General features: G+C 71.6%; 25 protein-coding genes. 9 read left to right on the forward strand and 16 right to left on the reverse strand.

Annotated features, from left to right (window positions below; all coding sequences use genetic code 11):
- Positions 1-79: 79 nt before the first annotated feature.
- Both ACZ6TI_RS41230 and ACZ6TI_RS41235 read right to left on the reverse strand, forming a co-directional pair.
- Positions 80-1,066, reverse strand: a complete 987-nt coding sequence (locus ACZ6TI_RS41230) for a CU044_5270 family protein (protein ID WP_465350719.1) — start codon at positions 1,064-1,066, stop codon at positions 80-82.
- Positions 1,063-1,656, reverse strand: a complete 594-nt coding sequence (locus ACZ6TI_RS41235) for an RNA polymerase sigma factor (protein WP_465350720.1) — start codon at positions 1,654-1,656, stop codon at positions 1,063-1,065. The genes ACZ6TI_RS41230 and ACZ6TI_RS41235 overlap by 4 nt, the downstream gene beginning before the upstream one ends.
- A gap of 119 nt (positions 1,657-1,775) precedes the next feature.
- Here ACZ6TI_RS41235 and ACZ6TI_RS41240 point away from each other — a divergent pair, with 119 nt between their 5' ends.
- Positions 1,776-2,588, forward strand: a complete 813-nt coding sequence (locus ACZ6TI_RS41240) for a ThuA domain-containing protein (RefSeq protein WP_465350721.1) — start codon at positions 1,776-1,778, stop codon at positions 2,586-2,588.
- Between the two features lie 26 nt (positions 2,589-2,614).
- A complete protein-coding gene (locus tag ACZ6TI_RS41245; RefSeq protein ID WP_465350722.1) occupies positions 2,615-3,301 on the forward strand; it encodes a M15 family metallopeptidase in 687 nt (228 codons plus the stop codon).
- Here the strand turns inward: ACZ6TI_RS41245 and ACZ6TI_RS41250 are convergent.
- Together ACZ6TI_RS41250 and ACZ6TI_RS41255 are read right to left on the reverse strand one after the other, a co-directional pair.
- Entirely contained in the window at positions 3,298-4,551 is a 1,254-nt protein-coding gene (locus tag ACZ6TI_RS41250) for a protein kinase domain-containing protein (RefSeq protein WP_465350772.1), read from the reverse strand. The two genes, ACZ6TI_RS41245 and ACZ6TI_RS41250, sit on opposite strands and share 4 nt — an antisense overlap.
- Positions 4,552-4,563: 12 nt before the next feature.
- Positions 4,564-4,770: a hypothetical protein gene (locus tag ACZ6TI_RS41255; RefSeq protein ID WP_465350723.1), complete on the reverse strand. Its 207-nt coding sequence runs from the start codon at positions 4,768-4,770 to the stop codon at positions 4,564-4,566.
- Positions 4,771-4,879: 109 nt separating this feature from the next.
- On the opposite strand from ACZ6TI_RS41255, the gene ACZ6TI_RS41260 reads away from it, so the two are divergent.
- Positions 4,880-5,458, forward strand: a complete 579-nt coding sequence (locus tag ACZ6TI_RS41260) for a dihydrofolate reductase family protein (RefSeq protein ID WP_465350724.1) — start codon at positions 4,880-4,882, stop codon at positions 5,456-5,458.
- Between the two features lie 19 nt (positions 5,459-5,477).
- The gene (locus tag ACZ6TI_RS41265) at positions 5,478-5,786 is read left to right on the forward strand and encodes a hypothetical protein (RefSeq protein ID WP_465350725.1); all 309 of its coding nucleotides are present in this window, start codon (positions 5,478-5,480) and stop codon (positions 5,784-5,786) included.
- Between the two features lie 16 nt (positions 5,787-5,802).
- Here the strand turns inward: ACZ6TI_RS41265 and ACZ6TI_RS41270 are convergent, their stop codons facing one another.
- On the reverse strand, positions 5,803-6,237 hold the full coding sequence (locus ACZ6TI_RS41270; protein ID WP_465350726.1) for a hypothetical protein: 435 nt from the start codon (positions 6,235-6,237) through the stop codon (positions 5,803-5,805).
- An 86-nt stretch (positions 6,238-6,323) separates the two neighbouring features.
- Here ACZ6TI_RS41270 and ligA point away from each other — a divergent pair, with 86 nt between their 5' ends.
- The gene (gene ligA / locus ACZ6TI_RS41275) at positions 6,324-8,303 is read left to right on the forward strand and encodes an NAD-dependent DNA ligase LigA (protein WP_465350727.1); all 1,980 of its coding nucleotides are present in this window, start codon (positions 6,324-6,326) and stop codon (positions 8,301-8,303) included.
- Here ligA and ACZ6TI_RS41280 read toward each other — a convergent pair whose 3' ends face one another.
- From ACZ6TI_RS41280 to ACZ6TI_RS41290, 3 genes are read right to left on the reverse strand one after another with little or no spacing between them, the layout of a single operon-like run.
- Positions 8,304-9,803 carry a flotillin family protein gene (locus ACZ6TI_RS41280; protein WP_465350728.1) on the reverse strand — a complete coding sequence of 500 codons (1,500 nt, stop codon included), beginning with the start codon at positions 9,801-9,803 and terminating at the stop codon, positions 8,304-8,306.
- Between the two features lie 16 nt (positions 9,804-9,819).
- A complete protein-coding gene (locus ACZ6TI_RS41285; RefSeq protein ID WP_465350729.1) occupies positions 9,820-10,344 on the reverse strand; it encodes a hypothetical protein in 525 nt (174 codons plus the stop codon).
- Between the two features lie 11 nt (positions 10,345-10,355).
- Positions 10,356-10,802, reverse strand: a complete 447-nt coding sequence (locus ACZ6TI_RS41290; RefSeq protein ID WP_465350730.1) for a hypothetical protein — start codon at positions 10,800-10,802, stop codon at positions 10,356-10,358.
- A gap of 92 nt (positions 10,803-10,894) precedes the next feature.
- Between ACZ6TI_RS41290 and ACZ6TI_RS41295 the strand changes: the two genes are divergently transcribed.
- Positions 10,895-12,124 (forward strand): sensor histidine kinase, encoded by a 1,230-nt coding sequence (locus tag ACZ6TI_RS41295; RefSeq protein WP_465350731.1) that lies wholly within the window; start codon positions 10,895-10,897, stop codon positions 12,122-12,124.
- Complete coding sequence (locus ACZ6TI_RS41300) at positions 12,121-12,735, forward strand: response regulator transcription factor (protein ID WP_465350732.1); 615 nt, start codon at positions 12,121-12,123, stop codon at positions 12,733-12,735. The genes ACZ6TI_RS41295 and ACZ6TI_RS41300 overlap by 4 nt, the downstream gene beginning before the upstream one ends.
- Here the strand turns inward: ACZ6TI_RS41300 and ACZ6TI_RS41305 are convergent.
- From ACZ6TI_RS41305 to ACZ6TI_RS41335, 7 genes are all read right to left on the reverse strand, one after another.
- On the reverse strand, positions 12,724-13,320 hold the full coding sequence (locus ACZ6TI_RS41305; RefSeq protein ID WP_465350733.1) for a VanZ family protein: 597 nt from the start codon (positions 13,318-13,320) through the stop codon (positions 12,724-12,726). The genes ACZ6TI_RS41300 and ACZ6TI_RS41305 overlap by 12 nt on opposite strands.
- A gap of 95 nt (positions 13,321-13,415) precedes the next feature.
- Complete coding sequence (locus tag ACZ6TI_RS41310; RefSeq protein WP_465350734.1) at positions 13,416-14,315, reverse strand: GyrI-like domain-containing protein; 900 nt, start codon at positions 14,313-14,315, stop codon at positions 13,416-13,418.
- Positions 14,316-14,367: 52 nt separating this feature from the next.
- The gene (locus ACZ6TI_RS41315) at positions 14,368-14,787 is read right to left on the reverse strand and encodes a hypothetical protein (RefSeq protein WP_465350735.1); all 420 of its coding nucleotides are present in this window, start codon (positions 14,785-14,787) and stop codon (positions 14,368-14,370) included.
- Entirely contained in the window at positions 14,787-15,143 is a 357-nt protein-coding gene (locus ACZ6TI_RS41320) for a nitroreductase/quinone reductase family protein (RefSeq protein ID WP_465350736.1), read from the reverse strand. The genes ACZ6TI_RS41315 and ACZ6TI_RS41320 overlap by 1 nt, the downstream gene beginning before the upstream one ends.
- Positions 15,144-15,188: 45 nt before the next feature.
- Positions 15,189-16,100 carry an SPFH domain-containing protein gene (locus ACZ6TI_RS41325; RefSeq protein WP_465350737.1) on the reverse strand — a complete coding sequence of 304 codons (912 nt, stop codon included), beginning with the start codon at positions 16,098-16,100 and terminating at the stop codon, positions 15,189-15,191.
- A gap of 123 nt (positions 16,101-16,223) precedes the next feature.
- On the reverse strand, positions 16,224-16,667 hold the full coding sequence (locus ACZ6TI_RS41330; protein WP_465350738.1) for an OsmC family protein: 444 nt from the start codon (positions 16,665-16,667) through the stop codon (positions 16,224-16,226).
- 10 nt (positions 16,668-16,677) lie between these two features.
- Positions 16,678-17,289, reverse strand: coding sequence for a hypothetical protein (locus tag ACZ6TI_RS41335; RefSeq protein WP_465350739.1), 612 nt, complete (start codon positions 17,287-17,289; stop codon positions 16,678-16,680).
- A 191-nt stretch (positions 17,290-17,480) separates the two neighbouring features.
- Here ACZ6TI_RS41335 and ACZ6TI_RS41340 point away from each other — a divergent pair, with 191 nt between their 5' ends.
- Positions 17,481-19,544 carry a hypothetical protein gene (locus tag ACZ6TI_RS41340; RefSeq protein WP_465350740.1) on the forward strand — a complete coding sequence of 688 codons (2,064 nt, stop codon included), beginning with the start codon at positions 17,481-17,483 and terminating at the stop codon, positions 19,542-19,544.
- Positions 19,545-19,548: 4 nt separating this feature from the next.
- Positions 19,549-21,363, forward strand: coding sequence for an endonuclease/exonuclease/phosphatase family protein (locus tag ACZ6TI_RS41345; RefSeq protein ID WP_465350741.1), 1,815 nt, complete (start codon positions 19,549-19,551; stop codon positions 21,361-21,363).
- A 65-nt stretch (positions 21,364-21,428) separates the two neighbouring features.
- On the opposite strand, the gene ACZ6TI_RS41350 is transcribed toward ACZ6TI_RS41345, so the two are convergent.
- Positions 21,429-23,909, reverse strand: coding sequence for a helix-turn-helix domain-containing protein (locus ACZ6TI_RS41350; RefSeq protein WP_465350742.1), 2,481 nt, complete (start codon positions 23,907-23,909; stop codon positions 21,429-21,431).
- Positions 23,910-24,001: the final 92 nt, after the last annotated feature.

The raw sequence follows: 24,001 nt of genomic DNA on the forward strand, positions 1-24,001 counted from the left end.
CGCGGCCACATCGGGAGCCCTTACCTATATTGCCTGGTCAGGGCTCCCTAGACGTCGTAGGCAGGCCGCCTAGGCATACCTAGACGGTGTCGCCCACCCGGTCCACGATGCCGGCGCTGTCGCGGATCTCCAGGTTCAGCACGTCGCCCTTGCGGAACCGGGTCTTTCCGTCGAGCGCCTCGGAGACGTGGTTCTTCACGACCACCGAGCGCAGGCCGATCAGCTGGTAGGTCTTCGGATCGAACAGGAAGTCCTGCTTGATCCAGCCCTCCACGCTCAGGGTGACCGCGACCGCCGGGCGCCCGTCGAAGTTGACCGCCTTCGGGTCGACCTTCACCCCGGGCTGACGGGCATACCACCGGAAGACCGCGGCCTCGACGTCCGGCGGGAGGACCTCCTGCAGGATCATCATGGCCGGGTCGGCCCAGCCGGCCTGCTTCGGCTCGGTGAGGTACCGGTCAATCTTCTCCGGTGTGGTCAGCCCGGCCAGCACGTTGTAGTCGTGGTCCGCGAACGTCGTCCGGTCGTCCGCGAACTCGACCTTGCCGCCGTCGTTCCGCCGGGCGTGCACCTTGCCGTCGATGCGCACCCAGCTCTCCTGGTGCAACTCACGGGTCTTGCCCTTGATCAGCGGACCGTTCGGCTTGTCGTCGGCGACGCCCTTCTTGTTGAAGGTCTGCGTCCGCTCGATGTAGGCGAACTGGTCCGGGCGCGGCATCGCCCACGGCTTCTGCGCGACCGTGAACGCCGCGTTCTCCAGCACCTCGGCGGCCGCGGCCGGCTTGGCGAACGGCAGTCTCGGCACCACCGGGACCGCCGGGTTCTGGCTGACCACGGTGGCCGGCTGGGTCACGGTGAAGTTCTCCACCGCCACCACGCCGACGGTGGCGGCCGCCGCGGTGGCCAGCGCCGCGGCGATCCGCAGCGTCCAGCGCGGCCGCCGGCGAGCGACCGGCTCCGGCACGCTCATCCGATCGAGCAGGGCCGCGCGGGCCCGGTCGCGCGCCTGCGGCGACGCGGCCTCGTCCGGCCCGAAGACATCCTGCAGCACGTCGATCTCGTTCACTGATCTTCCCTTCCGCCGAGTGCCGTGCGCATCTCCTGGCGCGCGCGGTGCAGCCGTGACCGGACGGTGCCGGCCGGAATGTCGAGCGCCACCGCCACCTCGGGCTGGCTCAGGCCCGCCCAGGCGACGAGCAGCAGCACATCGCGGTCGGCCGTGGACAGCCGGCCGAGTGCCTTCGCGAGCTGTCCCTTGGCCGTCGCCGCGTCGAGCCGCCCGGCCACGGCGTCGTCGTGCGCGTGCACCGGGTCGTCCGGCGACAGCTTGGCCAGCGTCCGGTAGCGCTTCGACTCGGCCCGGCCCTGCCTCGCGATCAGGTTCGACGCGATGCCGTAGAGCCACGGCGCCGCGTCCGGGCGATCCGTGTCGTAGCCGTCGATCAGGCTGAACGCCACCAGGAACGTCTCCGACACGACGTCCTCGGCCAGGTCACGGCCGAGCCGCCGGGCGGCGTACGCGAAGATCCGCGCGTAGTGCCGGTCGAACACCGCCGCGAACCGCTCCGGCGCCCGCCGGGCCGCGGCGATCGTCTCGGCATCGGTGGGCGCATCTCGGGCGTAGCGGCTCACAACCACATCCACGTCCGTACTCATAGGCAGTCACCGTCCTCTCAACCCCTCTTCGCCACCGGCCGGAAAAGTGTTCACGGTAGGCGCCACCTTCCACTGACCGGCTCCAAGTCATAGGCTTCGATGAACGCTGAGGAGGGGTCATGAGGCGCTCGGCCAAGTTCCTGATCGCGGTGGTGGTGGCTCTCGGACTCGTTGTCTCGACGAGTCCGGCGGCGTCGGCTTCCGGGCATCCCCGGTTCAGCGCGCTGGTCTTCTCCAAGACCGCGGCTTTCCGGCACGACTCGATCCCGGCCGGCGTGGCCGCGATCCAGCAGCTCGGCGCCCGGCACCACTTCCGGGTCGACGCGACCGAGGACGCCGCGGCGTTCACCGACGCAAACCTGGCCCGCTATGACGTCGTGGTGTGGCTGAGCACCACCGGCGACGTGCTGGACGACACCCAACAGGCCGCCTTCGAGCGCTACATCCGGCGCGGCGGTGGTTACGCGGGCATCCACGCCGCCTCCGACACCGAGTACGACTGGCCCTGGTACGGCGGGCTGGTCGGGGCCTATTTCCGTGATCACCCGGGCGCGGTCAACCCGCAGTTCCAGGTCGCCACGCTGAAGGTCCTCAGCCGCGACACCCCCGCCACCCGGCCGCTGCCACGCCGCTGGGACCGCGAGGAGGAGTGGTACAACTTCCGCACCAACCCGCGGCACACCGTGCGGGTCCTGACCGAGGTGGACGAGCGCACCTACGACCCGCGCGGCTACAGCGTCCCCGGCGGCTCACCCGGGATGGGCCGGCACCACCCGATCTCCTGGTGCCAGCCTTATAAAGGTGGCCGCGCCTTCTACACCGCGATGGGCCACAAGGCCGAGTACTACTCCGACCCGCTGCTGCTGGCCCACCTCCTCGGCGGCATCCGGATGGCGGCCGGGGTGACGCCGTTCCATTGCGGCCGCGCCTGAGGCCGAAATCTGACAAAATCCCACGTATGGGCCTGGCTTCGATCGCATCCGCGGTGATCGGCGCGATGCTGGCCGCATCGGGCGCGGCGGCACCGGCCGGCGTCGGCGACGGCTTCCGGTCCTCGATCCGGACCATCGATGCGGCCACCGCGCGGACGATGATCGGGGTGTCCTGGCGGCCGGGCTGCCCGGTGCGCATCGCGGACCTGCGCCTGGTGCAGCTCACGCACTGGGGATTCGACCGGGCCCTGCACCGGGGTGAGCTGGTCGTCCACAAGGATGTGGCGCGCGGCGTGGTGTCCGTCTTCCACACCATGTATTCGGTGCGTTTCCCGGTGCGGCGGATGCTCCGGGTGGATCGCTACCGCGCCGACGACGACGCGTCGATGATCGCCGACAACACCTCGGCGTTCAACTGCCGGCCGGTCACCGGGTCGACGCGGGGATTCTCGGTGCATTCGTACGGCAAGGCCATCGACGTCAATCCGCTGGAGAACCCGTACGTCAAGGGCCGGACCGTGCTGCCGCCGGCCGGCACGGCGTTCACGGATCGCGCGCACCCGCGCCCCGGCATGATCAAACATCACGACCGGATCTGGCGGGCGTTCGTCGCACGTGGCTTCAGCTGGGGCGGCAACTGGAAGTCGCTCAAGGACTACCAGCACTTCGAGGCCCCCATCCAGGGCCGTCCGGACAGCTGGAGCAATCCCTAACCGCGCCAGTCCAGGCGCGTCTCGATGGTGTCGGCGACGTGCTGCCACCAGGCGATCAGCTGACCCCGGTCGCACTGCTCCCAATGCTTGACCTGGCTTCGGCGGGGCCGGGCGCCGGCCTGGCGCAGGGAGTCGTCGAGCTGGTCCAGCGGGGCGCCGGCGCCGAGCAGGGGGTAGATCTCCTCGATGTCCAGGGCCAGCATCAGCTCGTTCGCGATCTTGCCGGTCTTGACCATCAGGTCGGGCAGCCACCGGGCCGGTTCCATCTCCAGACTGGCCACCGGCAGACCGAGGTCGTACCGGTTGTCGTCCAGCAGGGGCAGGTAGGCCTGCGACATCGCCTGGCACAGCCAGTCCCAGTGCGGAATGCCGGACAGGTCGTGCTCGCGGGTCGACAGCGCGAACCCGGCCGCGTGTTCCGGGCGAGGCACCAGCTGGAGACGGCCGGCGGCGCTGGTGAAGACCGGTGTGGCCCAGCCGTCGCTCTCCGGCACGTAGGCCCGCAGCGTGTACCCGACGCGGTCGCCCACCGTGAGCTCGACGAGCTGCACCGGGAAGTCGGCCGGCAGCATGCCCCGAGGCGTCGGTGGGTGAAACTGCGGCGCGACCAGGGTCGGTGCGGGTGGTTGGTACTGCCTGGTGGCGTCCGACCTGGCCTCCGCGACCAGCATCGGCCGGGCCTGGTCGGCGGTCAGCCGGCGGGCCGGATCCTTCTCCAGCAGACCGGCGATCACCGGCCAGAGATTGCCGACCCCCATCGGCGCGGCCGGCGGGCTGGTCAGGATCGCCACGATGGTGCCCTGGGTGTCCTCCCGCTGAAAGGGTGAGCGGCCGGTCACCGCCGTGTAGAGCGTGATGCCGAGCGCCCACATGTCGGCCGGCGGGGCGGCGGGGTGACCGTTGATCCGCTCCGGCGCCATGTAGGCCGGGGAGCCGATCATCTGCCCGGTCGCGGTCAGCGCGGAGGCGTCGTCGACGGCCGCGATGCCGAAGTCCGTCAGCATCGCCCGCTCGGGGTCGATCAGGATGTTCGCCGGTTTGACGTCGCGGTGCACGGTGCCCCGGCGGTGGGCGGCGCTCAGCGCGTCGAGGACCTGCAGCCCGATCTCGGCCGCCCGGCCCGGCGACAGCGAGCCCTCCTTGGCGATCACGTCCGCCAGCGAGGGGCCGTCGACCAGCTCCATCACGATCCACGGCCGGTCGGCGTCGAGGGCCACGTCGTGCACGGTGACGATGCTCGGGTGCCGCAGCCGCGCCGCCGCCTAGGCCTCGCGCATCGCCCGCCGGATCCGCGGGTCCTCGGGGTCGACCGGCCCGGAGTCGGCGCCCGGGATGTAGATCTCCTTGATCGCGACGTTCCGGTCGAGCAGCAGGTCACTGCCCTGCCAGACAGCGCCCATCCCGCCCCGGCCGAGGATCCGGTCCAGCCGGTAGCGGCCGGCGACCACCCGCGGGCGCCCCTCCGTCACATCGCGACCCTATCGAATCAAGGCCCGTTGTCGGATCGGGCGGCCCTCGTGCGTAGTGAAGGTGGAGGGTGGCCACCGGGGCCACGCCCGGCACCGGAAGGATTCGGACATGACTGCCATCTACACCTGGGACGTCTTCTCCACGCTCGACGGCTACGGCTCCTACGGCGAGGACGGCGACTGGGGCGGCTATTGGAGCAAGCAGGGTCCCGAGCTGCTCGCGCACCGGGCCTCGCTGTTCGACACCGAGCAGCGGATGGTCTTCGGGGCCACCACGTTCCGGGAGAACGCCGAGATCATGACCTCGGGCCTCGACCCGCACACCCTCGACGAGTGGAACGTGCGCACGATGCGCTCGCCGGCGACGGTGATCTCCTCCACGCTGACGGACACCCTCGGCTGGCCGGACGCGACCATCGTGAGCGGTGACGCCGCGGAGATCGTCGGCCGGCTCAAGGAGGAGTCGGATGTGCCGCTGCGCTCGCAGGCCAGCCTGTCGCTGAACTGGGCGCTGATGGCCGCCGGCCTGGTCGACCGCCTGCAGGTGACGATCTTCCCGGTCATCTCCGGACGCACCGGGACCAGCCCGATCCTCGGCGGCGCCGGCGACTTCGACCTCGAGCTGCTGGAGAGCCGCACGCTGGACGGCCACACCCAGGAGCTGGTCTACCGCCCGACCATCCATTAGCGGCAGCTAGGATCGCCGCGTGCAGACGACCGACCCGACCCGGCCGCTGAAGTGGTATGCGAGCCTGGCACTGGTCTTCTTCGGGATCCTTCCGGTGGTGCTGGTCGCCCTGCTGGTGGCCCGCGGCAACACCCCGCGCCCGGTCGGCCTGCTGCTGATCGGCGGGGTGCCGCTCGTGGTGGCCGGGCTGGTCAGCGTGGTGCGGGGGTTCCGCGAGGCCGACCCGGAGACCGCGCAGCGCCGGCTGCACCTGGGCATGGCCTTCGTCGCCGGCGCGGACGTGCTGCTGCTGGGCGGCAACGCCCTGATCCGGATGGCCTCGGGCTGACGGCGCCCGCCGGAGATCAACGGAACCAGAACAGCGTGATCACGCGCCACACCTGGTCGGTGAGGATGGCGCCGGCGGACACCACGAGGACGACCGTCTTCACCCGGTTGAGGCCCCCGATGTACCAGTTGTCGAGATCCTCCAGCGCCATCCGGAACACCCCGGCCGCCACGCTCCACGTCCACAGCGCCCACAGGATGGTGAGCGGGACGAGCAGCCAGGCCGTGACGTCGAAGAGCAGCTGCAACAGCCGCACGGAGAGCGAGGCGATCAGGACCCGCGCGATGTAGCCGTGCAGGTTGCGCTCGACGACGTGCGACATCGCGTGGTGATCGTGCGGGTGGTGCGCGGTCCGGGCGGCGTTCAGCTGCACCCGGCGCGCCCAGAGCGAGAGGCCGATGACATAGCCGTAGACGGCGACGACCACGGTCGGGAGAACCATCACCCACATCCCAACGATCCTAGAGGGCCACTGTGGACGGCCGCCGGCTCGACCGGGTCCGCGGATTTGTCGTACCGGCGTCGTAGGTTGTCGGCATGACGGACACCGCCCTCACCGAGGCCGACTTCGCCGCCGCCGTCGACCGGGCGCAGACCGCCGCCCAGTCTTACTACGACACCGGCGACGTGCTGATGACCGACGCCGACTACGACGCGTTGCTCGACCGCATCGCCGCGGCGAAGCGGGCACAGCCGGAGTGGGACGACCGCGGCGTCACGACCCGGGTCGCGGCCGGAGCGTCCCGCGGTGGCGACGTGCGGCATCCGGTGCCGATGATGTCGCTCGACAAGGTCACCGGCGAGGAGGGCGTGCGGGCGTTCGTCGCGAGTCTCGGCGGCGACCCCTGCCTGGTCGAGGTCAAGCTCGACGGGCTCGCGATCCGGGTGGAATACCGGTCCGGCCGGCTCACCCTGGCCGCGCTGCGCGGCGACGGCACCACCGGCGAGGACGTGACGGCTCAGGTGCTGCGCGGTGTCCACGGTCTGCCCGCCCGGCTCGGCACCGCGTGGACCGGCGAGGTCCGCGGCGAGATCTACATGACCCTTGACGACTTCGAGGCCGCGAGCGCCAACCGGGTCGCCGCCGGCGGCAAGGCGTTCATCAACTCGCGCGGCGCGGTCGCCGGTTCCATCCGCAGTGTCGACCGCACCTATGAGACACCGATGACCTTCGCGGCATACGACATCTCCGGCGACTTCGCCTCGCACCGCGAGCGCATGGCCCGGGCGGTCAAGCTCGGTTTCCCGGTGGCCGGGCGGCTCGCCACCGGCGAGATCCAGCTCGCCGGCGACGTGGAGGCCGCGCTCGCCGCCATCGCGGGCATCGGCGAGCTGCGCCGCGGCCTCGAATTCCCGATCGACGGCGCGGTCCTCACCGCCGACCTGGAGTCGACGCGCCGGCGGCTCGGCTCGGCCAGCCGCACGCCCTATTGGGCCGCCGCGTTCAAATACCCGGCGGACACCGGCTCCACGGTGCTGCGCGACATCGAGGTGCGGGTGGGGCGCACCGGGCGCATCTCGCTGCGCGCCGTCCTCGAACCGGTCTTCGTCGACGGCACCACGATCACCTATGCGACGCTGCACAACCCGAAGTTCGTCGAGGAGCAGGGCCTCGCCATCGGCCAGACCGTCGCCGTGTGGCGGGCTGGAGACGTGATCCCGCGGGTCACCGCCCCGATCGGCGAGCAGCCGCACGGCCTCACCCCGTGGACGCCGCCGGAGACCTGTCCGCAGTGCGGCGAGCCGTGGGACAAGTCCAGCTTGCTGTGGCGCTGCCACACGGCTTCGTGCAGCGCCACCAACGCTCTCGAATACTGGTGCAGCCGCGAGGCGATGGACGTCGAGGGCGCCGGCGAGGCGCTCTGTGTCGCCCTGGTCAACGCCGGCCTCGCCAACGACGTGGCCGACCTCTACACCCTCACCGAGGAGCAGCTGGCCGAGCTGCCCGTCGGCAACACCAAGACCGGCGGCGTGGTCCTGCTCGGCAAGCTCAACGCCGCCAAGGTCATCACGTCGCTCGAACACAGCAGGTCCCAACCCTTCAATCGCGTCATCACCGGCCTCGGCATCCGGATGACCGGCCGCAGCGTCGGCCGCTGGCTCGCCGCCCGCTTCAAGACGATGGAGGCGCTGCGCGCCGCCACGGTCGAGGAGATCGCCGAGATCGACAAGATGGGCCTGATCAAGGCGCAGCACGTCGTCGACGGTCTCGCCGCCATGTCCGGCGTCATCGACCGGCTCGCCGCCGCCGGCGTGACCATGAGCGTCCCGGAGACCGGCGGCGACAAACCTCTCGACGGCAAGACCTATGTGGTCAGTGGCAGCGTTCCGGGTTACACGCGCACCACCGTGAGCGAGCGCATCGAGCAGCTGGGCGGCCGGGCCAGCGGCAGCGTCTCGGCGAACACCACGGCGCTCGTCACGTCCGAGACCACCACCGCGAAAGCGAAGAAGGCCGTCCAGCTGGGCATCCCGATCATCGACCCGGCCGAGTTCGCGGAGCTGCTCGCGGACTGACTAGCCAGGCTCCCGAGCCGGCACCACGACGGAAGCCGGCTTCACGGAGGAAGCCGGCTTTGCCGCGGGAGCCGGCTTTGCGGGGGGAGCCGGCTCCACCACGCCGTTGGTGCGGCCGAGGCGGGACAGCAGACCGGAGAGGTCCACGCCGGTGATGTCGGTGCCGAGTTGCAGGCCCTGGGCGACGTTGCTCGCCACCGAGCGGGTCAGCGTCGACGCGCCGTCCGTGGAGATGACCGTCATCTTGTCGATCGCACCGATCGGCCGGCTCGCCGCCTCCACCACCTGGGGCAGCACCTGGGCGAGCAGGTCGAGCACGGCCGCCTCGCCATACTGCGCGAACGCGTCCGCCTTGAGGCGCATCGCCTCGGCATCGCCCTGACCGCGGGCCAGGGCCGCCGCTCCTTCCGCGAGCCCTTCCCGCTCGGTCGCCTCGGCCAGGGCCGAGCGACGGGCACGCTCACCCTCACCGATCAGCCGGGACTGCTCGGCGTCGGCCTGCGCTTCGGCGATCGTCGCCTGCCGGCGAGCGTCCGCGGCGAACACCTCCGCGTTGCGTGACGCCTCGGCCACCTGCTCCACCCGATAGCGCTCGGCGTCGGCCGGCCGGCGCACCTCGATGTCGAGCTCCCGCTGCTTGAGCTCGGCCCGGCGCTCGGCGACCTTCTGCTGCTCGCTGATGACGCCCTGCTCCTGTTCCGCCTTGGCGAGCGGTCCGGCCGCGGCCGAGCGCGCCTGCGCCGCCTCGACCTCGGCACGGATCTGCGCCTTCTTGAGCGCCAGGTTGCGTTCGGCGGTCGCGATCGCCTCCTCGGCGAGCAGCCGGGCCTCCTCGGACGCCTGCGTCGCGATCGCCTCGGCGACCGCCGCGTCCTTGGAGATCCGGGCCGCCTCGGGACGGCCGAGGTCCTGCAGATAGCTGCCCTCGGTCAGGATGTCCTGCACCTGGAACGTGTCCAGCACCAGGCCCTGGTTGGTCATCGAGTGCTCGGCCTCCTCGGCCACCGCGCTGGCGAACGCCACCCGGTCGCCGATGATCTCCTCGATGGTGAGCCGGCCGACGATCGCGCGCAGCGAGCCGGCCAGCACCTCCCGGGTGAACTGCTCGATCTCCTTCTGCTGGTGCAGGAATCGCTGGGCGGCCGCGCGCACCGCGTCCTCGGTGCCGCCGACCTTGACGATCGCCACCCCGTGCAGGTTGGCGCGGATGCCCTGCTTGCTGACCGCGCCCTGGATGTCGACGGAGATCCGCCGGCTGGACAGGTCGAGCGACTGCTTGCGCTGGACGACCGGGAGAACGAAGACCGAGGCGCCCATCACGACCTTCTGCCCGGACATGTCGGTGGACCGGCCGCCTTGCGAGTCGGTCACCGACCGGCCCCGGCGGCCGGTGATGATGAAGGCTTCGTTGGGCCCGGCGACCTTGATCCGGGACAGCACGAACATCACGAGGAGGAAGACGACCAGTACGCCACCGGCGGTGGCGATCAGCAGAGACATTCTGCGCTCCTTGCAGTCAGCGCGCGGATGGGAGTGGTTCGACGATGACGCTGGTGTGACTGGTCGCCTCGATCACGAAGACCTCGGCGCCGAGGGGCAGGGCGGATGCGGCGCGGGCGTGCAGTTTCACCGGATGGCCGGCGACGCGCACGCGCACCTCGCCGTACCCGTGCCCGGAGATCGGAGTGACCACGACGCCGATGGCGCCGACCAGATCGGCGCGACCCGGTGTGGCATCCGTCGGCATGGCCTGCGCCCAGCGGGAGAGCCGGACCGCCAGGTAGGCGGTGGGCACCGCGGTCGACAGGCCGATCGCGCCGGCCACGGCCACCCCACCCGGGGTACGCGCCCCGAGCAGCTCGGCGGCGATCGCCGCGGCGAAACCGAACGCCCCGAGGAAGGCGGCGACGGTCTGTGCCGACGCCCCGCCGACCCGGCCGAACCCGATCAGGCCGAGCAGACCGGAGCCGAGCACTCCGAGCAGCAGGATCGCGGCGCCGGACGCGCCGATCAGCAGGAAGACCAGGGTCGCACCGTCCATCGAGGTCTCCGCTATCTGTCACACCACGCTTGGACCTCGTAGTCGTTGAGCATGCGGATGAGTGCGATGTTGATGGCGATGCCGGCGATCGCCTGGGGAATCGCCCCGGTGAACAGCGACACCACGCCACCGACGATGTTCAGCGAGCACAGCCCGATCGCCAGCACCCGGGCCCAGTTGCGGCCCTGCCAGACGAACACGCCGGACACCGCCTCCGCCGCGGAGAGCGCGAACTGGGCGAAGACCAGGATGGACAGGTAGGCCGGAACCGACTGGCCGTGATCGGCCGAATCGTTGACGATCGCCATCAGGAGAACCGCGAACAGGATGCCCAGCACGCCGAACACGATCAGCAGCACGGACAGCAGGGTCGCCTTCCGTGGCCGCTTCGGCAGGGTGGGTTCCGGATCGCTCTGGACACCGGCTTCGTACAACGGAAACGCCTCCTTCTGCAGCACCTGTCGATGAGTGTGGATGGCCCGCCGGAGGCCGGTCCATGCCGCACCGGTGCGGCATGGACCGGGGTACGCCCGCGTGTAAAACTGCGGGCGTGGACAGCGAGCCGGACGGCACGGTGGACCTGCCGCGGGCGGTCGACCTGCACCAGCGCATCCGGGCGATCTCCACCGGCGTGATCCTGCTGTCCCGGTTCGGCACCCTGGCCATGGTCGCGTTGAGCATCGCGGCGCTGGCCCGGGCCGACGGTTACACGAACGGTCCGCTGGCCGCGGTCACCTACCTCGTCGTTCTGGTGTGGAGTGTGGTGTTCCTGCCGGTCGTCGCGATGCGCGATCCGATCTCGCGCGGGGTGCTGGCCATTGACGTCGCGGTCACCGCGACCGCCGCGGCGGTGCTGCCCTGGGCTCTGAGCGACGAGGCGTTCGCCCTGGTGGCGGTGCCCGATCTGGAACCGGTCGGGGTCTCGACCGCGGTCACCGTGGCACTGGCCACCGCGTCCTGGCGGGCCACCGCCGCCGGGTGCCTGGCGCTGGCGGTGGCATATGCCGCGGCCGAGCTGGCGGCGGTCGACTATCTCGACGTGGCCTCCACCCTGAACGTCATCGGCTGGCAGGTGGTCACGGCGGTCTGCTGCTGCCTGTTCATCCGCCGGCTGCGGGCGGTGGCGGACGCGGTGGACGCGGCCACCGAGCAGGTGATCTCCGCGCGGGAACGCGTCGCCGCCCGGCGCAGCCAGGCCGAGGAGCGGATCCGCCACTTCCAGGAGCAGTTACGCCGGCATCGGGCCCTGCACGACGGGCCGCTGCGGCTGCTGACCGCGATCGCCGGCCAGGGCCCCGCGGCGCATCCCGACCCCCGGGTGCGCAGCCAGGCCGCGATCAGCGCGAACGTGCTGCGCGGCACCACCCCCGACGACCCGGACGGCACGCTCACCGAGCTCTCGCTCGCCCTCATCGAGGCCGGCAACGACAGCGCCACCCAGGGTCTGCGGGTGGAGTACCACTTCGCCAACCTGCCGGACACGCTGCCGTCCGAGGTGCTGCAGGCGTTCCGGCACGCGACCGGCGAGGCTCTCGCGAACGTGGCCCGGCACGCCGGCAGCAGCCGGGTCCGGTTGACCGCCCTGTCCGACCGGCAGGCCGCCCCGACGGTCACGGTCGCCGTCGTCGACCAGGGCAAGGGTTTCGACCCGGACACCACACCGCTCGGTTACGGCATCCGGCATTCCATCACGGCGCGCATGCACGAGGTCGGTGGCGCCGCCGGCGTGGACAGCCATCCCGGCCAGGGCACCCGCGTCGACCTGCGGTGGCCGGCATGATCCGGGTCGCGATCATCGACAACGACAAGCTGGTGCCGGCCGGGCTGCGCGCCCTGCTCGCCGGCACCGGCGACATCCTGGTCGTGCACGCCGCCACCACCGTCGGCGAACACCTCGCCGCCGCGCCCGACACCGACGTCGTCCTGCTCGACCTGCGACTCGAGGACGGCACCGAGGCCGCCGCCAACGTCGCGAAGCTGCGCGGCCACGGCGCCCGGGTGCTGGTCTTCTCGGTGCACGGCGACCGGCGGCACGTCCGCGCGACCGTCCGGGCCGGCGCCGGCGGATATCTCGTCAAGGACGACGACGCCGCGAAGCTCACCGACGCCATCCGCAGCGTCCACGACGGGCAACCGGCGCTCACCGCCGAGCTGATGACCATCATCAACGACGACCCGCCGGAACTGTCACCGCAGGAGGCGCGCGCCCTCTACCTGTACGGCACCGGCAGCACCCTGGCCGCCACCGCCCGCCGGATGAACGTGACGATCCCCACCGTCCGCTCCTATCTGACCCGGATCCGCGCCAAGTGGGCCGCCATCGACGAGCCGGTCGACGACGTCCGCACCCTGATCGACCAATATCAGCCACGTCCCGATTCAGCCGGCTGAGCGCCGCCACCAGGGGCTCGACGCCAGCCCGGCCAGCGCGGCGCCGGTGGCGTTGACCAGCACGTCGTCCACCGACGACACCCGGTCCAGCTGGAAGACGTACTGCGCGGTCTCGACCAGCACCGAGCAGCCCGCGCCGAGTGCCAGGATCCGCGGCACGGACGCCAGCGCCGCGTACCGGATCGGGGCGAAGAACCCCAGTGCCGCGAAGATCAGCAGGTTGCCGCCGATCCCGATCGGCCCCATCGTGACCAGGTCGCGCAGCGGGACCAGACTCACCCGGCCGGGGACGATGCCCGCTCCCGCCCCCGGCATCAGGGTCAGCCACAGGAACGGCACCGTCCCATAGACCATGCCCACCTCGGCCACCGACAGCCGCCACGCGTCCGGACCCGGCCGGCGCCGGGCCAGCGCCCACACCACCAGCGCGGCCACCGGCAGCCCGGCCAGCATCATGAGCAGCACGCCGTTCTCGGTGTCGAAGCAGCCGTGCCACCGCCCGGCCAGGCACGTCGGCGCGGACATCAGCAGGGGCCGCCGCAGGACGAAGATCAAACCCGCCAGACCGAGGACCACCAAGATCATTTGGGTACGGCGGGGAGGTGCGATCTGCTTCATGCCCCCATTTCAGGCGAACCGCCGTTGCCAGGGCGTATGCGGTTTTGGATACGTCCGCGATATCACCGCACCGGCTGGACGATCTCCGTCTCCCAGGTCGCCGGGTCCGGCAGTTCGCCGGGGTCGGTCAGATAGGTCTCCCGGGGCGCTCCCGCCGCGGACATCCCCTGCTCACGCATCCACTTCTCGATCTCCTGATATGACTCGGGCAGGCTGTCGTAGGGGCCGCGGTGGATGGCGACCGCCGCCCGCCCGGCCGGGATGACGATCTCCTCGATCCCGTCGTCGAGCGCCGCCGAGGTGGGTCCGGCGACGGTGACGCCGGCCTCGATGACGAGCGACCCCATGCCGACCTCGGGATAGCGGGCGAACGGCGGCCCGGCGAGAGCCAGCCCGTGCCCCACGGCGAAGCCGAACACGGCGGGGAGACACTCGGCGAGCGTGGCCGCGATCTCGTCGCGGGTGATGCGCCGGCGCATCACGAGGGCGTGCTGGGCGGGCAGGTCACGAACGGAGATGTCGAGCGGCACAGCGGGTTTCCTCTCAGTGGTGCGCAGGTGGTACAGGCTGATGCACGGCGCCGCCGAACCGACCGCCGAGGCATGCACGGCGGCGACCCGGCGGCCGGCGACGTGCAGCCCGCGGGCGCGGTAGCGCAGCGGGCTGCGACCGACGTGCCGGGTGAACGTGCGGGTGAAGACCTCGTGACTGGCGAATCCGTGGCCGGCCGCGATGGCCGAGACCCGGCGATCACCGGACAGCAGCTCGGCCGCGGCCCGGACGATCCGCACCCGCGTGGTGTAGGCCTTCGGCGTCTCGCCCGCCAGCCGCCGGAACCGGCGGTGCAGATCGAACCGGGACCGGTGGGCCCACCGCGCCAGCACGGTCAGCGAGACGTCCCCACTCAGCCGGGAGTTGGCGGTGGCGAGAAGCTGAAGCAGTTCACGGTGGCCCGACGACACGCCTGGACGCTACCGCCTGGGGCCACGCCGCCACTTGACGGTTCTTGCGCGGTTATCCGCGGGTCCGTGGCACGACCGGCAGGAAGAGGTTCCAGAAGCCGTCGAAATCGGGGTCGCGCATCACCCAGAAGGTGCCGACGTCGCTGTGCTGTTGCTCGAACCGGAAGCCAACGTTCTCCGGTTCGTCCGGCTCGTCCGGCTCCTCGTCGTCCGCCACGACGCAGATGAGATGGCCGGGCCGGACCACCGACCAGGTGAACGCCGCGAAGGTCTCGCCGCCGAGCACACTGTCGCCGCGGATCTCACCGGTGCCGTCGGCGGCGAATCGGATCACGTCGTACATCAGGGCGGTGTGCGTGCCGGGAATGGTCTCCCACTCGCCGATGGGACCTTCGGCCAGCAGCCGATCGCGGACCCGCGCGTCGCGCAGATCCATGCCGGCGCGCACCGGCCCGCTCGTCCGGTCGTCCATCAGACGAACTCGATTTCTACCAACGGGCTGCCGGCGATCCAGCTCTCCAGACTTTTCGCCCAGTCCAGGCCCGGCACGATCTCGCCGAACACCCGCGCCCGCTCGTCGGCGTCGGTCACCGCGCGTCCGCGCACCCGCAGGTCCCGGTCGTCGAGGTGCAGGGTGAACTCGGGATGCGCGAGCACGTTGGCGTACCAGTCGCGTGCTCCCGGGCTGCCGGTCAGCCAGAACCGGCCCGCGGCCTGGTAACGCCACGTCTCGATCCGCCGCGGTCTGCCACTGCGCCGCCCGATCGTGGTGATCTCCACGGTCCGCTGCCGCTGCACTGCCCGCCACGCCTCGTCCGCACCTGTCATGGGGTCCATGGTGCAACTTCGAGCCGACTTCACCTCAAGGGCCGGTCAGGTCGCGGCCGGGACCGGCGCCGGCAGCTCCACGATTCCGCCCGGAGGCAGCGGCAGGAACGTCGGGCAGCCCTTCGCCGCCTCGCCGGTCAGGCAGCGCTGCAGCGCGTCGTACAGGATGTAGCCATCCGGTCCGAGCACGGCGACCAGCTTGCGGATCTGCTTGAGCTTCTCGTCGAGGGTCGCGTTCTGCTCGATCAGCGCCTGCCGCTGGGTGATCGCCACCTGCACCGCGGCCAGCCCGTCGACCAGCTCCTTGCGCGGCGCCGGCTTCTGCAGCGTCAGGTTGAACTTCTCGAAGTAGGCCTTGTCGCCGGTGGTGGCCGTGACGGCCGCGCCGAGGTTCGCGTTGATCGCCGTCTCGAACTTCTCCCGGGTCGCCGGATCGTTGTAGAGCGCCAGCCAGTCGTACTTCTGCGCCTCGGTGGCCAGCGCCTTGGACAGCGGCTGGCCGATGTAGAACCGCAGCATCTCCAGCCAGGTCTCGGTGGTCTTGCCGTCGCCGTCGAGCACCGGCTGGAACTTCAGGCCGATCTCCTCGTGGAACGTGCGCAGCGCCCCGCCGTCCTCGTCGCACGAGGTGTCCAGGTGGAACGTCAGCCCACCGGAGATGGTCAGCTCCTGGTTGTCCCGGGACACCACCGTGTACGGCGCGGACTCCGCGTCCTCGCTGCCGGTGAAGTCGAAGTTCCGCTGCCCGGCCGGATACTTGTAGTACTCCTCGCCGAGGCCGTCCCAGGTGCGGTTGTTGGTCTTCACGCACTCCTGGAAGGTGGTGCTGGAGAAGGCGCCCGCGTCATAGTGCAGCGCCACCTGGTCCGAGTCCGTGCTCACCGTGGTGCAGCCGGCGGTGCCGGCCGTCATCAGCAGCAGCGCACCCGCCGCAACGAAGCCCGCGATCCTTCGCATCCCCATCGCCCCCGATCACCCGCGACCCACAGTAGATTGTGGACACCAGGGCTCAGCGCCATGATAGAGCGCTCCGGCGACCGGACGGACAGAGCGACAACAAGATGCCAACCGCTGGACCGCTCACCGCTCCGTGTCGGCGTCACCCTCGACCACCGTCACCGGACTGCCGAGCTCCACGGTGCGCGACACGGTGCAGAGCCGGTCGTGCGCCTGCCGCATCGATCGGGGCAACGCCTCGCGGGCCCGGTCGCCGTCCGGGCCGTCCGGGAACGTCGCCGTGAACACCACGGTCAGGTCCCGCATCCGATTGCCGCCGGCCTCGTCGCGCACCTTGTTCCCGGTGACCTCGACGGAGAACCCGGTCGGCTCGGCGCGGCGACTGGTGATCAGGTCCACGTCGGCCGCCATGCACCCGCCGATCGCGGCCAGCAGCAACTCCACCGGGGTGAAGTCCTCGTTCTGGCCCGTCCCCAGCGGGATCGAACCACCGCGGACGTTGTGCACGACATATCGCTCGACGCTGGTGCGCTCGATCCGCACCGAGCGGGCGGTGTTCTCGGTCATGCCGAGAAACCTACCGACGGACCGTGCGGCGGCCTCCGTGGGAGGCGACCAGGGCGTCGGCGACGGTCGCGGCGTCCGCCTCGGCGACCTCCGCCGGGTATTCCGGCAGGAGATCGTCCCAGACGACCAGCCACGAACCGTAGAGCTGGGCCTGCCCCTCCGGCCGGGCGAAGAACCAGACGTGCAGGTGGGCGCCGCCGTCCCCGATGCGATAGACGTGCGCCCGCGAGATGTGCGGCAGGGCCTGCACGTGGCGCACGATCCGGGTGCTCAGGAGACCCAGCTCGGCGGCCAGCTCATCCGGGAGATCCGCCATGTCGTGGTGGTCACGCGGATAGAGCATGAGCACCAGCGGGATGCCGGCTCCCGGCATCCGGGCCAGCCGCCAGTGATCGTTGAACCAGATCCCGTCGTCCCGGTTGCGGCAGGCGCCGCAGTCCGCCGGGTCCTCGCCGTGCCGGGCCGGCTCCGGTAGCACCGGCGGCCGCAGCGGCGAGACGCGCAGTCCGTCCTGCTCGAAGGGGCTGATCTCCCATCCCGTCATCCGCGCCAGCGGGAGGCGGCGCTCACCGTCGGCGGCGGCAATGGCGTGTTCATAGAACTCGTCCGGTCGCAAAGCCATGCCGCGAAGACTAGGCCGCCGCGATCCGCTCGGAGAACTCGACGAGACGGTCGGCGTTTGCGCACGACTCCCGGCCAACTGAATAATTTTCGCTTCCGGTTGACAGCGACCGTGGTCTATCCGAGGCTGAATCAACTTCTCACCGGCCGCCGCCTCGGGCGACCCGGAACACCTGAGGGGGCACCGCCACCATGTCCCTGTCGCTGCGCAAACGATTCCGTCGCACCCGCCTGGCCGCCCTCACGATCGCGGTGTTCCTGCCGGTCGCCGCCGTCACGGTCGTCGCCGTGCCGCCCGCCTCCGCCGCACCGATCACCCCCGACGCCGACGCCCTCGACGGCACCTGCGCGACGATGCGGGTCCACAACGGCTCCACCCCCGTGGGCTACGTGGTGCGCAGCGGTGCCGGCTACGGCTTCACCTCCTCCGCCTCCGGCGCCACGTCGTTCCGGCTGGAGGCCACCCAGCTCGGCCGTTATGAGGTGTTCGGCTCCGACGGCAAACCGGCCTACCAGAGCGTCATCGGTTTCATCCTCGCCGGAGACTCGTACGGCTCCCGGGCAGACTTCACGGTGACCAAGTCCGGCGACCGTTACCGGTTCACCTCGACGGCAACCGGCCAGGTCATGGGCGCTTTCCTGGGCAGCCTCGGCGCGGCCGGCTCGTCGCACACCGTGGCGCTGGCGACCGCGACCGGGTGCTACACCCCGCCGGACATCGACCCCGGCGTCACCGGCACCGCCGCGCCCGGCGTCGACGGCAACGGCCGGCTCGTCGGCACCATCGACGCACACGCCCACATCACCGCGGCCGCCGCGTTCGGTGGCCAGATGCACTGCGGCGAGGCGTTCGCGCCCGGCGGCGTGCAGGTGGCGCTCGCCGGCTGCGACACGCACCGCAGCCTCAACGTGGGCGCGCTGTTCGAGGCGATCGTCGGCGGCACCGATCCGGTGAACTCGCCCGAGGACGGCTGGCCGACCTTCGGCGACTGGCCGCAGCACAACTCGTTGCTGCACGAGCAGTCCTACTACCGGGGCATCGAGCGCTCCTGGCGGGCCGGTCAGCGGGTGCTCAACGCGCTGCTCGTCGCGAACCGCCCGATCTGCGAGCTGTTCCCCTACCGCGACACCTCCTGCGACGAGATGGACCAGATCCGGGTCCAGTCCCGCTACCTGCACTCGATGCAGGACTACATCGACGCGCAGAACGGCGGCGCCGGCAAGGGCTGGTTCCGCATCGCCACCACGCCGGCGCAGGTGCGCAACATCGCCGCGCAGGGCAAGCTGGCCGTGACGGTCGGCGTCGAGAACTCCGAGATCTTCGGCTGCCGGGAGATCAACGACGTCCCGCAGTGCACGACGGCCCAGATCGACGCCGGCCTCGACGAGCTGCAGTCGCTCGGCGTCTCCGGTCTGTACCCGGTGCACAAGTTCGACAACGCCTTCGGCGGCACCCGATTCGACTCCGGCGTCAGCGGCGCGTTCGTCAACCTGGCCAACCTGCTGTCCACCGGGCACTGGTGGACGGCCACCAGCTGCACCGGCCCGTCCGACAACGAGCAGCCCCTGGTCAACGACGATCTGGTCCGGCTGCTGAGCTTCGGCGTCGTGGGCCTGCCGCCGGGTGCGGTGCTGCCGGTCTATCCCAGTGGCAAGATCTGCAACACCCGCGGGCTGACCGATCTCGGCCGGTACCTCATCGGGCAGATGATGGACCGCGGCATGATCATCCACGTCGACCACATGAGCGTGAAGACCGCCCGTGCGGTGCTGGACTTGGCTGAGGCGGCCGACTATCCGGGCGTGACCTCGGTGCACAGCTGGTCCGACCCGACGATGATCGACCGGATCCTGGCGCTGGGCGGATTCGTGGCCACCTACGCGCACTCCGTACCGGAGTTCCTCAGTGAGTGGCGCGCCAACCGCGCCGCGCCGCACGGCAGCGCCATCACCGGCTATGGCTACGGCACCGACGTCAACGGCCTCGGCGACCAGGCGAACGCGCGCCCGGACGCCGCGGCCAACCCGCTGGCCTACCCGTTCACCGCGCCGAACGGCACCACGGTGACGAGGCAGGTCTTCGGGTCGCGCACCTTCGACGTCAACACCGACGGCGCCGCCCAGTACGGCTTGTTCGCCGACTGGACGACGGACCTCATCCAGCAGGCGGGCGCCGACAGCCCGCTGCTGCGCCAGCAGTTGACGTCCGGCGCCGAGGCGTACGTCCGGATGTGGGAGCAGGCGGGCACGGCCTGACTCGATGGATCTTCCCGGCGTTTCGCGCCGAGCCTGCGGGCTCGCGGTGGGGGTGCTGCTGTTCGTCGACGTGCTTCGCGTCTGGCTGCCGTCGATCATCACGATCTTCGGCCAGGCGGCCTCGACTCCGGCATGGCTGCTCGGCGCCTTCGGGCTGGCCTGGCTGCTCGGCGGATTCGCCGCACCCCCGCTGTGCCGGTGGCTCGGCGCCCGGAAAATCGCCGTCGCGGCCGCGCTGCTTCTCGGCGCGGCTCGGGCGGGGCTGCTCTTCGCCGACGGTGGTCAGCCGCAGCTCTATCTGGCCTCGGCCGGTCTGCTGGCCGGCATCGCCTGGCTGGCCGCGACCGCCGATTCCGGCACCCGGGTCAGCCCGGGGGTGCCGCTCGGGATCGCCGCGGCGGGCGTGCAGCACGCCCTGCTCGGCATGGTCGACCTGAGCTGGCGTTCCAGCTGGTGGGCGTGGCTGCTCGGGCTCGCCGAGGTGGCCGTGTTCCTGGGTCTCGCCCTCGCCCGCCGGGACGGTCCCGAGTCACCGGCGGGCGGCTGGTTCATCGTCGGGCCCGCACTGCTGCTCGCCGGCATGCTCGCCGTCTCACCGGCCCTCACCTCGGTGGCACTGTCCTACCTGGGCAGCACCGACCGGCCGTTCCTCTCCATCCCGGTCAGCATCGCCGGTGCGCTGCTCTTCCTCTGGCTCGCCGCCCGCCCGGTCGAACGGCTGCGGCTCGCCGCCGGGTTGGGACTCGTCGCGAGCACCGTGATTTTCGCGTACGCCGAGGGCCGCTGGCTGTCGGTCGCGATCCTGCTCGGGGCGCCATCGCTCGGCACCTGCGTGGGACTCGCCGCCGACCGCGCCAGACACCACGGCTACGCGCTCGTCAGCGGGATCGCGGTCTTCGGCATCGCCGCGATCGCCTACTACGCGTCGTACGACATCGGCTACCCGAACGGGTGGGTGCCCATCGCGGTCGGCCTCGCCGTGGCGGTCTACGCCTGGCGCGCGCCGAGCCCGGCGGAGGTTGCCGTGGTCCGGCCGGCCGTGGCGGTGACCACGGCCGTGGTGCTCGGCGTCGCGATCGGCCTGGCCGCCCTGCCGCGACAGGGCGCCGACCGCCCGCCGCTCGACCAGCCCCGGCTGCGGCTCGTCACCTACAACATCCGGATGGGCTTCGGGCTGGACGGCCGATTCGATCCGGACGCGCTCGCCCGGGCGATCGGCGCGGAGCGGCCCGACATCGTCACCCTGTCCGAGGTCGACCGGGCCTGGCTGCTCAACGGTGGCCATGACGACCTCGCTCTGCTCGCGCGCCGGCTCGACATGCGGTCCTACTTCGCACCTGCCGCCGACAGCGTCTGGGGCGACGCGATCCTCACCCGCCTGCCGGTCGGCACGGTGCGCAGTGTGGCCTTGCCGGCCGCCGGCGCCCCGACCGGCGCGCAGGCGCTCGGAGTCACCGTGCCGGTCGGCGGTCGCGAGTGGACCGTGGTGTCGACCCACCTGCAACCGCCACCGGACGGCACCCTGGAGGCACAGGCCCGCGCCGTGATCGACTTCGCCGACAGTTTCGGCGGCGGCCCGGCCGTGGTCGCCGGAGACCTGAACATCACGCCGGAAGGCGCCACGATGGGCCTCTTCCGCAACGGCGGGCTGACCGATGGGCTGGCGCCTTTCCGGCCGGTGCCGACGTTCCCGGCGGACCACCCGGTCGAGGAGATCGACCACGTGCTGGTGCGGGGCGGACTGCGGGTGACCGACGTGCGCGTGGGCACGACGACCGCATCGGACCACGCGCCGGTCTCGGTCACATTGCAGGGATGAGGGGCGGCCGGATCAGCCCCACCACCCACCGGAGTTGGATCCGGAACAGGCCGCCGACCGGCAACTCACCGGCGGACGTCGAGGTGGTAGGGATCGAACGCGCGCATGACGGCGAACAGCTCCCGGGCGGCGTGGTCGTGCCGGGCGGCCGCCGCGGGGTCGGCGCCGGCGAGCGCAGCGGCCAGGCCGGCGTGCGCGACCGCCTCCTCGTAGCGGGCGTCGATCCGCCGGGCGAGGGCCAGCGCCTGCCGGTGCAGGCCGGCGGCCGACTCCGCGTCACCGGCTCGGCACCGGGTGCCGCCCAGCCGGTTGAGGGTGATGCAGTGGCCGTGCAGCTGGCCCGCCTGCTCGGCGCGCCGCAACGCCGACTCGTGCCGGCGCCCGGCCTCGGCCACCTCGCCGGCGTGCAGGTGGATGATGCCGAGCTCGGCTTCCGCCTCGGCGGCGGCACTCGACGCGCCGACCCGTTCGAAGAGGGTGAGCGCTCGCCGCAGCAGCAGTGGCGCGACCACGCGGTGCCCGAGCTGCGCGTGGGCCCGGCCGAGCTCGTGCAGGATGAACGCCAGCCGGTAGTCGCCGCCCAGGTCCTGCCGGTGTGCGGCCGCCCGCCGGAGGTAGTGCAGAGCCGTGCCGCAATCGCCGCGCGTGACGTGGACCGCGCCGAGAAGTCGCAGGACCGACGCCCGGCTGATGGCGAGGCGGCGCCGCACCGTCTCGCTCTCGGCCGGCCGCCCGGGCTGCGCAAGCACCCACCGGCCGTGCGCGATCATCTCGTCGAACCGGCCGCATTGAAACTCCACCGACATCAGGTTGTTGCGGGTGATCAGCTCCGCGGTCTCGGAGCCGGCCGACCGCCACAGCTCGATCGCGTGCTCGAGATGGCGTCGCGCCGGAGCCATCCGGCCGCCCCGGGCGTGCGCCCCGGCCAGATAGTTGTGCGCGATGGCGGTGAGCTGCGGATCGTCGAGACGCTGTGCGGCGGCCAGCGCCGCTTCCTGCACGGTGATCAGGATGCCGGCGTTGCCGCGGCGGTAGTGGAATCCCCACACGGCGCGGGCCAGCAGGCACACCAGCCGGTCCATGCCGAAGCGTTCGGCGACGCCGACCGCGGCGAGCACGTTGCGCCACTCGGCCTCCTCCCAGCGGATCCGCTCGGCCTCGGCGGCGAAGACTCTCCGGTGCGGCGAGGGCACGCCCCAGTCCGGTGTGTGCAGCCCGTCGATGACCGTGCCGTCCGGAAGGTCCGTGACCAGCGAATGCAGGTAGTACTCCAGCAGGCGCTGAGCCGCCGCCCGGCGGGTGGCTTCGTCGTCCACCTCGGCCGCGAGCCGGCTCGCGTAGTCACGGACCAGGTCGTGCAGGCGGTAGCGGCGATCGCCCTGTTCGTGCAGGAGATGCGCGTCGAGCAGTTCGTCGACGGCGGCGCGCACCTGGGCCGGCGCGGCGCCGGTCAGCGCGGTCGCCGCGTGCTCGTCGAAGTCCTCGCCGCTGAGCAGCCCGAGCCCGCGCAGCAGACCCGCCGCCGGCTCGGAGAGCTGCCGGTACGACAGGGTCAGCGCCGCCGCCACGGTCACCCCCTCGGCGTCCAGCTCGACCACCGGCGGCTGCGCGCGGCGCAGCCGCTCGGCCAGATCCGCCACCGTCCACGCCGGCCGGTGCCGCAGCCGGGCCGCGGCCAGTCGCAGCGCGAGCGGCAGGTTTCCGCACAGCCCGGCGACCTCGCGGGCATGGCCGTGCTGCCCGTCCATCCGCGGCGCACCGATCACCCCGACCAGCAGCGCGACGGCCGCGGCCTCCTCGATCGGGCCGAGGGTCACCTGCTCGTCCGCGTCCAGGCCGACGAGCCGGCGCCGGCTCGTCACCAGCACGAGGGCCGGCGAACGGCCGGGCAGCAGCGGCCGGATCTGGTCGCTGCCCGCGGCGTTGTCCAGCACCACGACGACCCACCGGGCGGCCAGCTCGGTGCGCCATCGGGCGATCCGGCCGTCGAGCGCCTCCGGCAACTCGGGTATCGGCACGCCGAGCTGTCCGAGCAGCAGCCCGAGCGCCACCGACGGCTCGAGCGGATCCCGCGCGCTGTGCCCGTGCAGGTCCAGGAACAGCTGGGCGCCGGGGTATGCGTCCGCGACCCGGTGCGCGACCTCCACGGTCAGCGCGGTCTTGCCCACGCCCGCCATGCCGTCGACCGCGACGACCAGCGGCCGGTCGGACCGGCGGCCTTCGACGACGGACAGCAATCGAGCCACCTCGCCGGTGCGGCCGCTGAAGTGGGTCGCCGGCCTGGGGAGGCAGTGCGCATCCATCGCCGCCGGCGTCTCCGCGTGGTGTTCCATCGCCGGGGAGCCGGCGCGCACGAAATCGTCCCGCTGCGTGCCCCGCAGGCCGAACGCGTCGGCCAGCAGCCGCGCCGACGCCGGTCTCGGCGCCTGCACCCGCCCGGCCTCGAGCTCACGGATCGTGCGGACGCTCACCCCGGCGCGCGCGGCCAGCTCCTCCTGGGTCAGGCCCAGCCGCCGCCGGTGATCCACCACGAGCCACCCGAACATGCGCCTCCCCTGAGAGTCCGGAGCCCGAAGCCCAGTGTGCCAAGGATCGACGGTCCCCCGCTGTCCCGTTCCGGTCCGGCTTGTCGCGGCGA

It is taken from the genome of Actinoplanes sp. NPDC051388 (genome assembly GCF_055586225.1).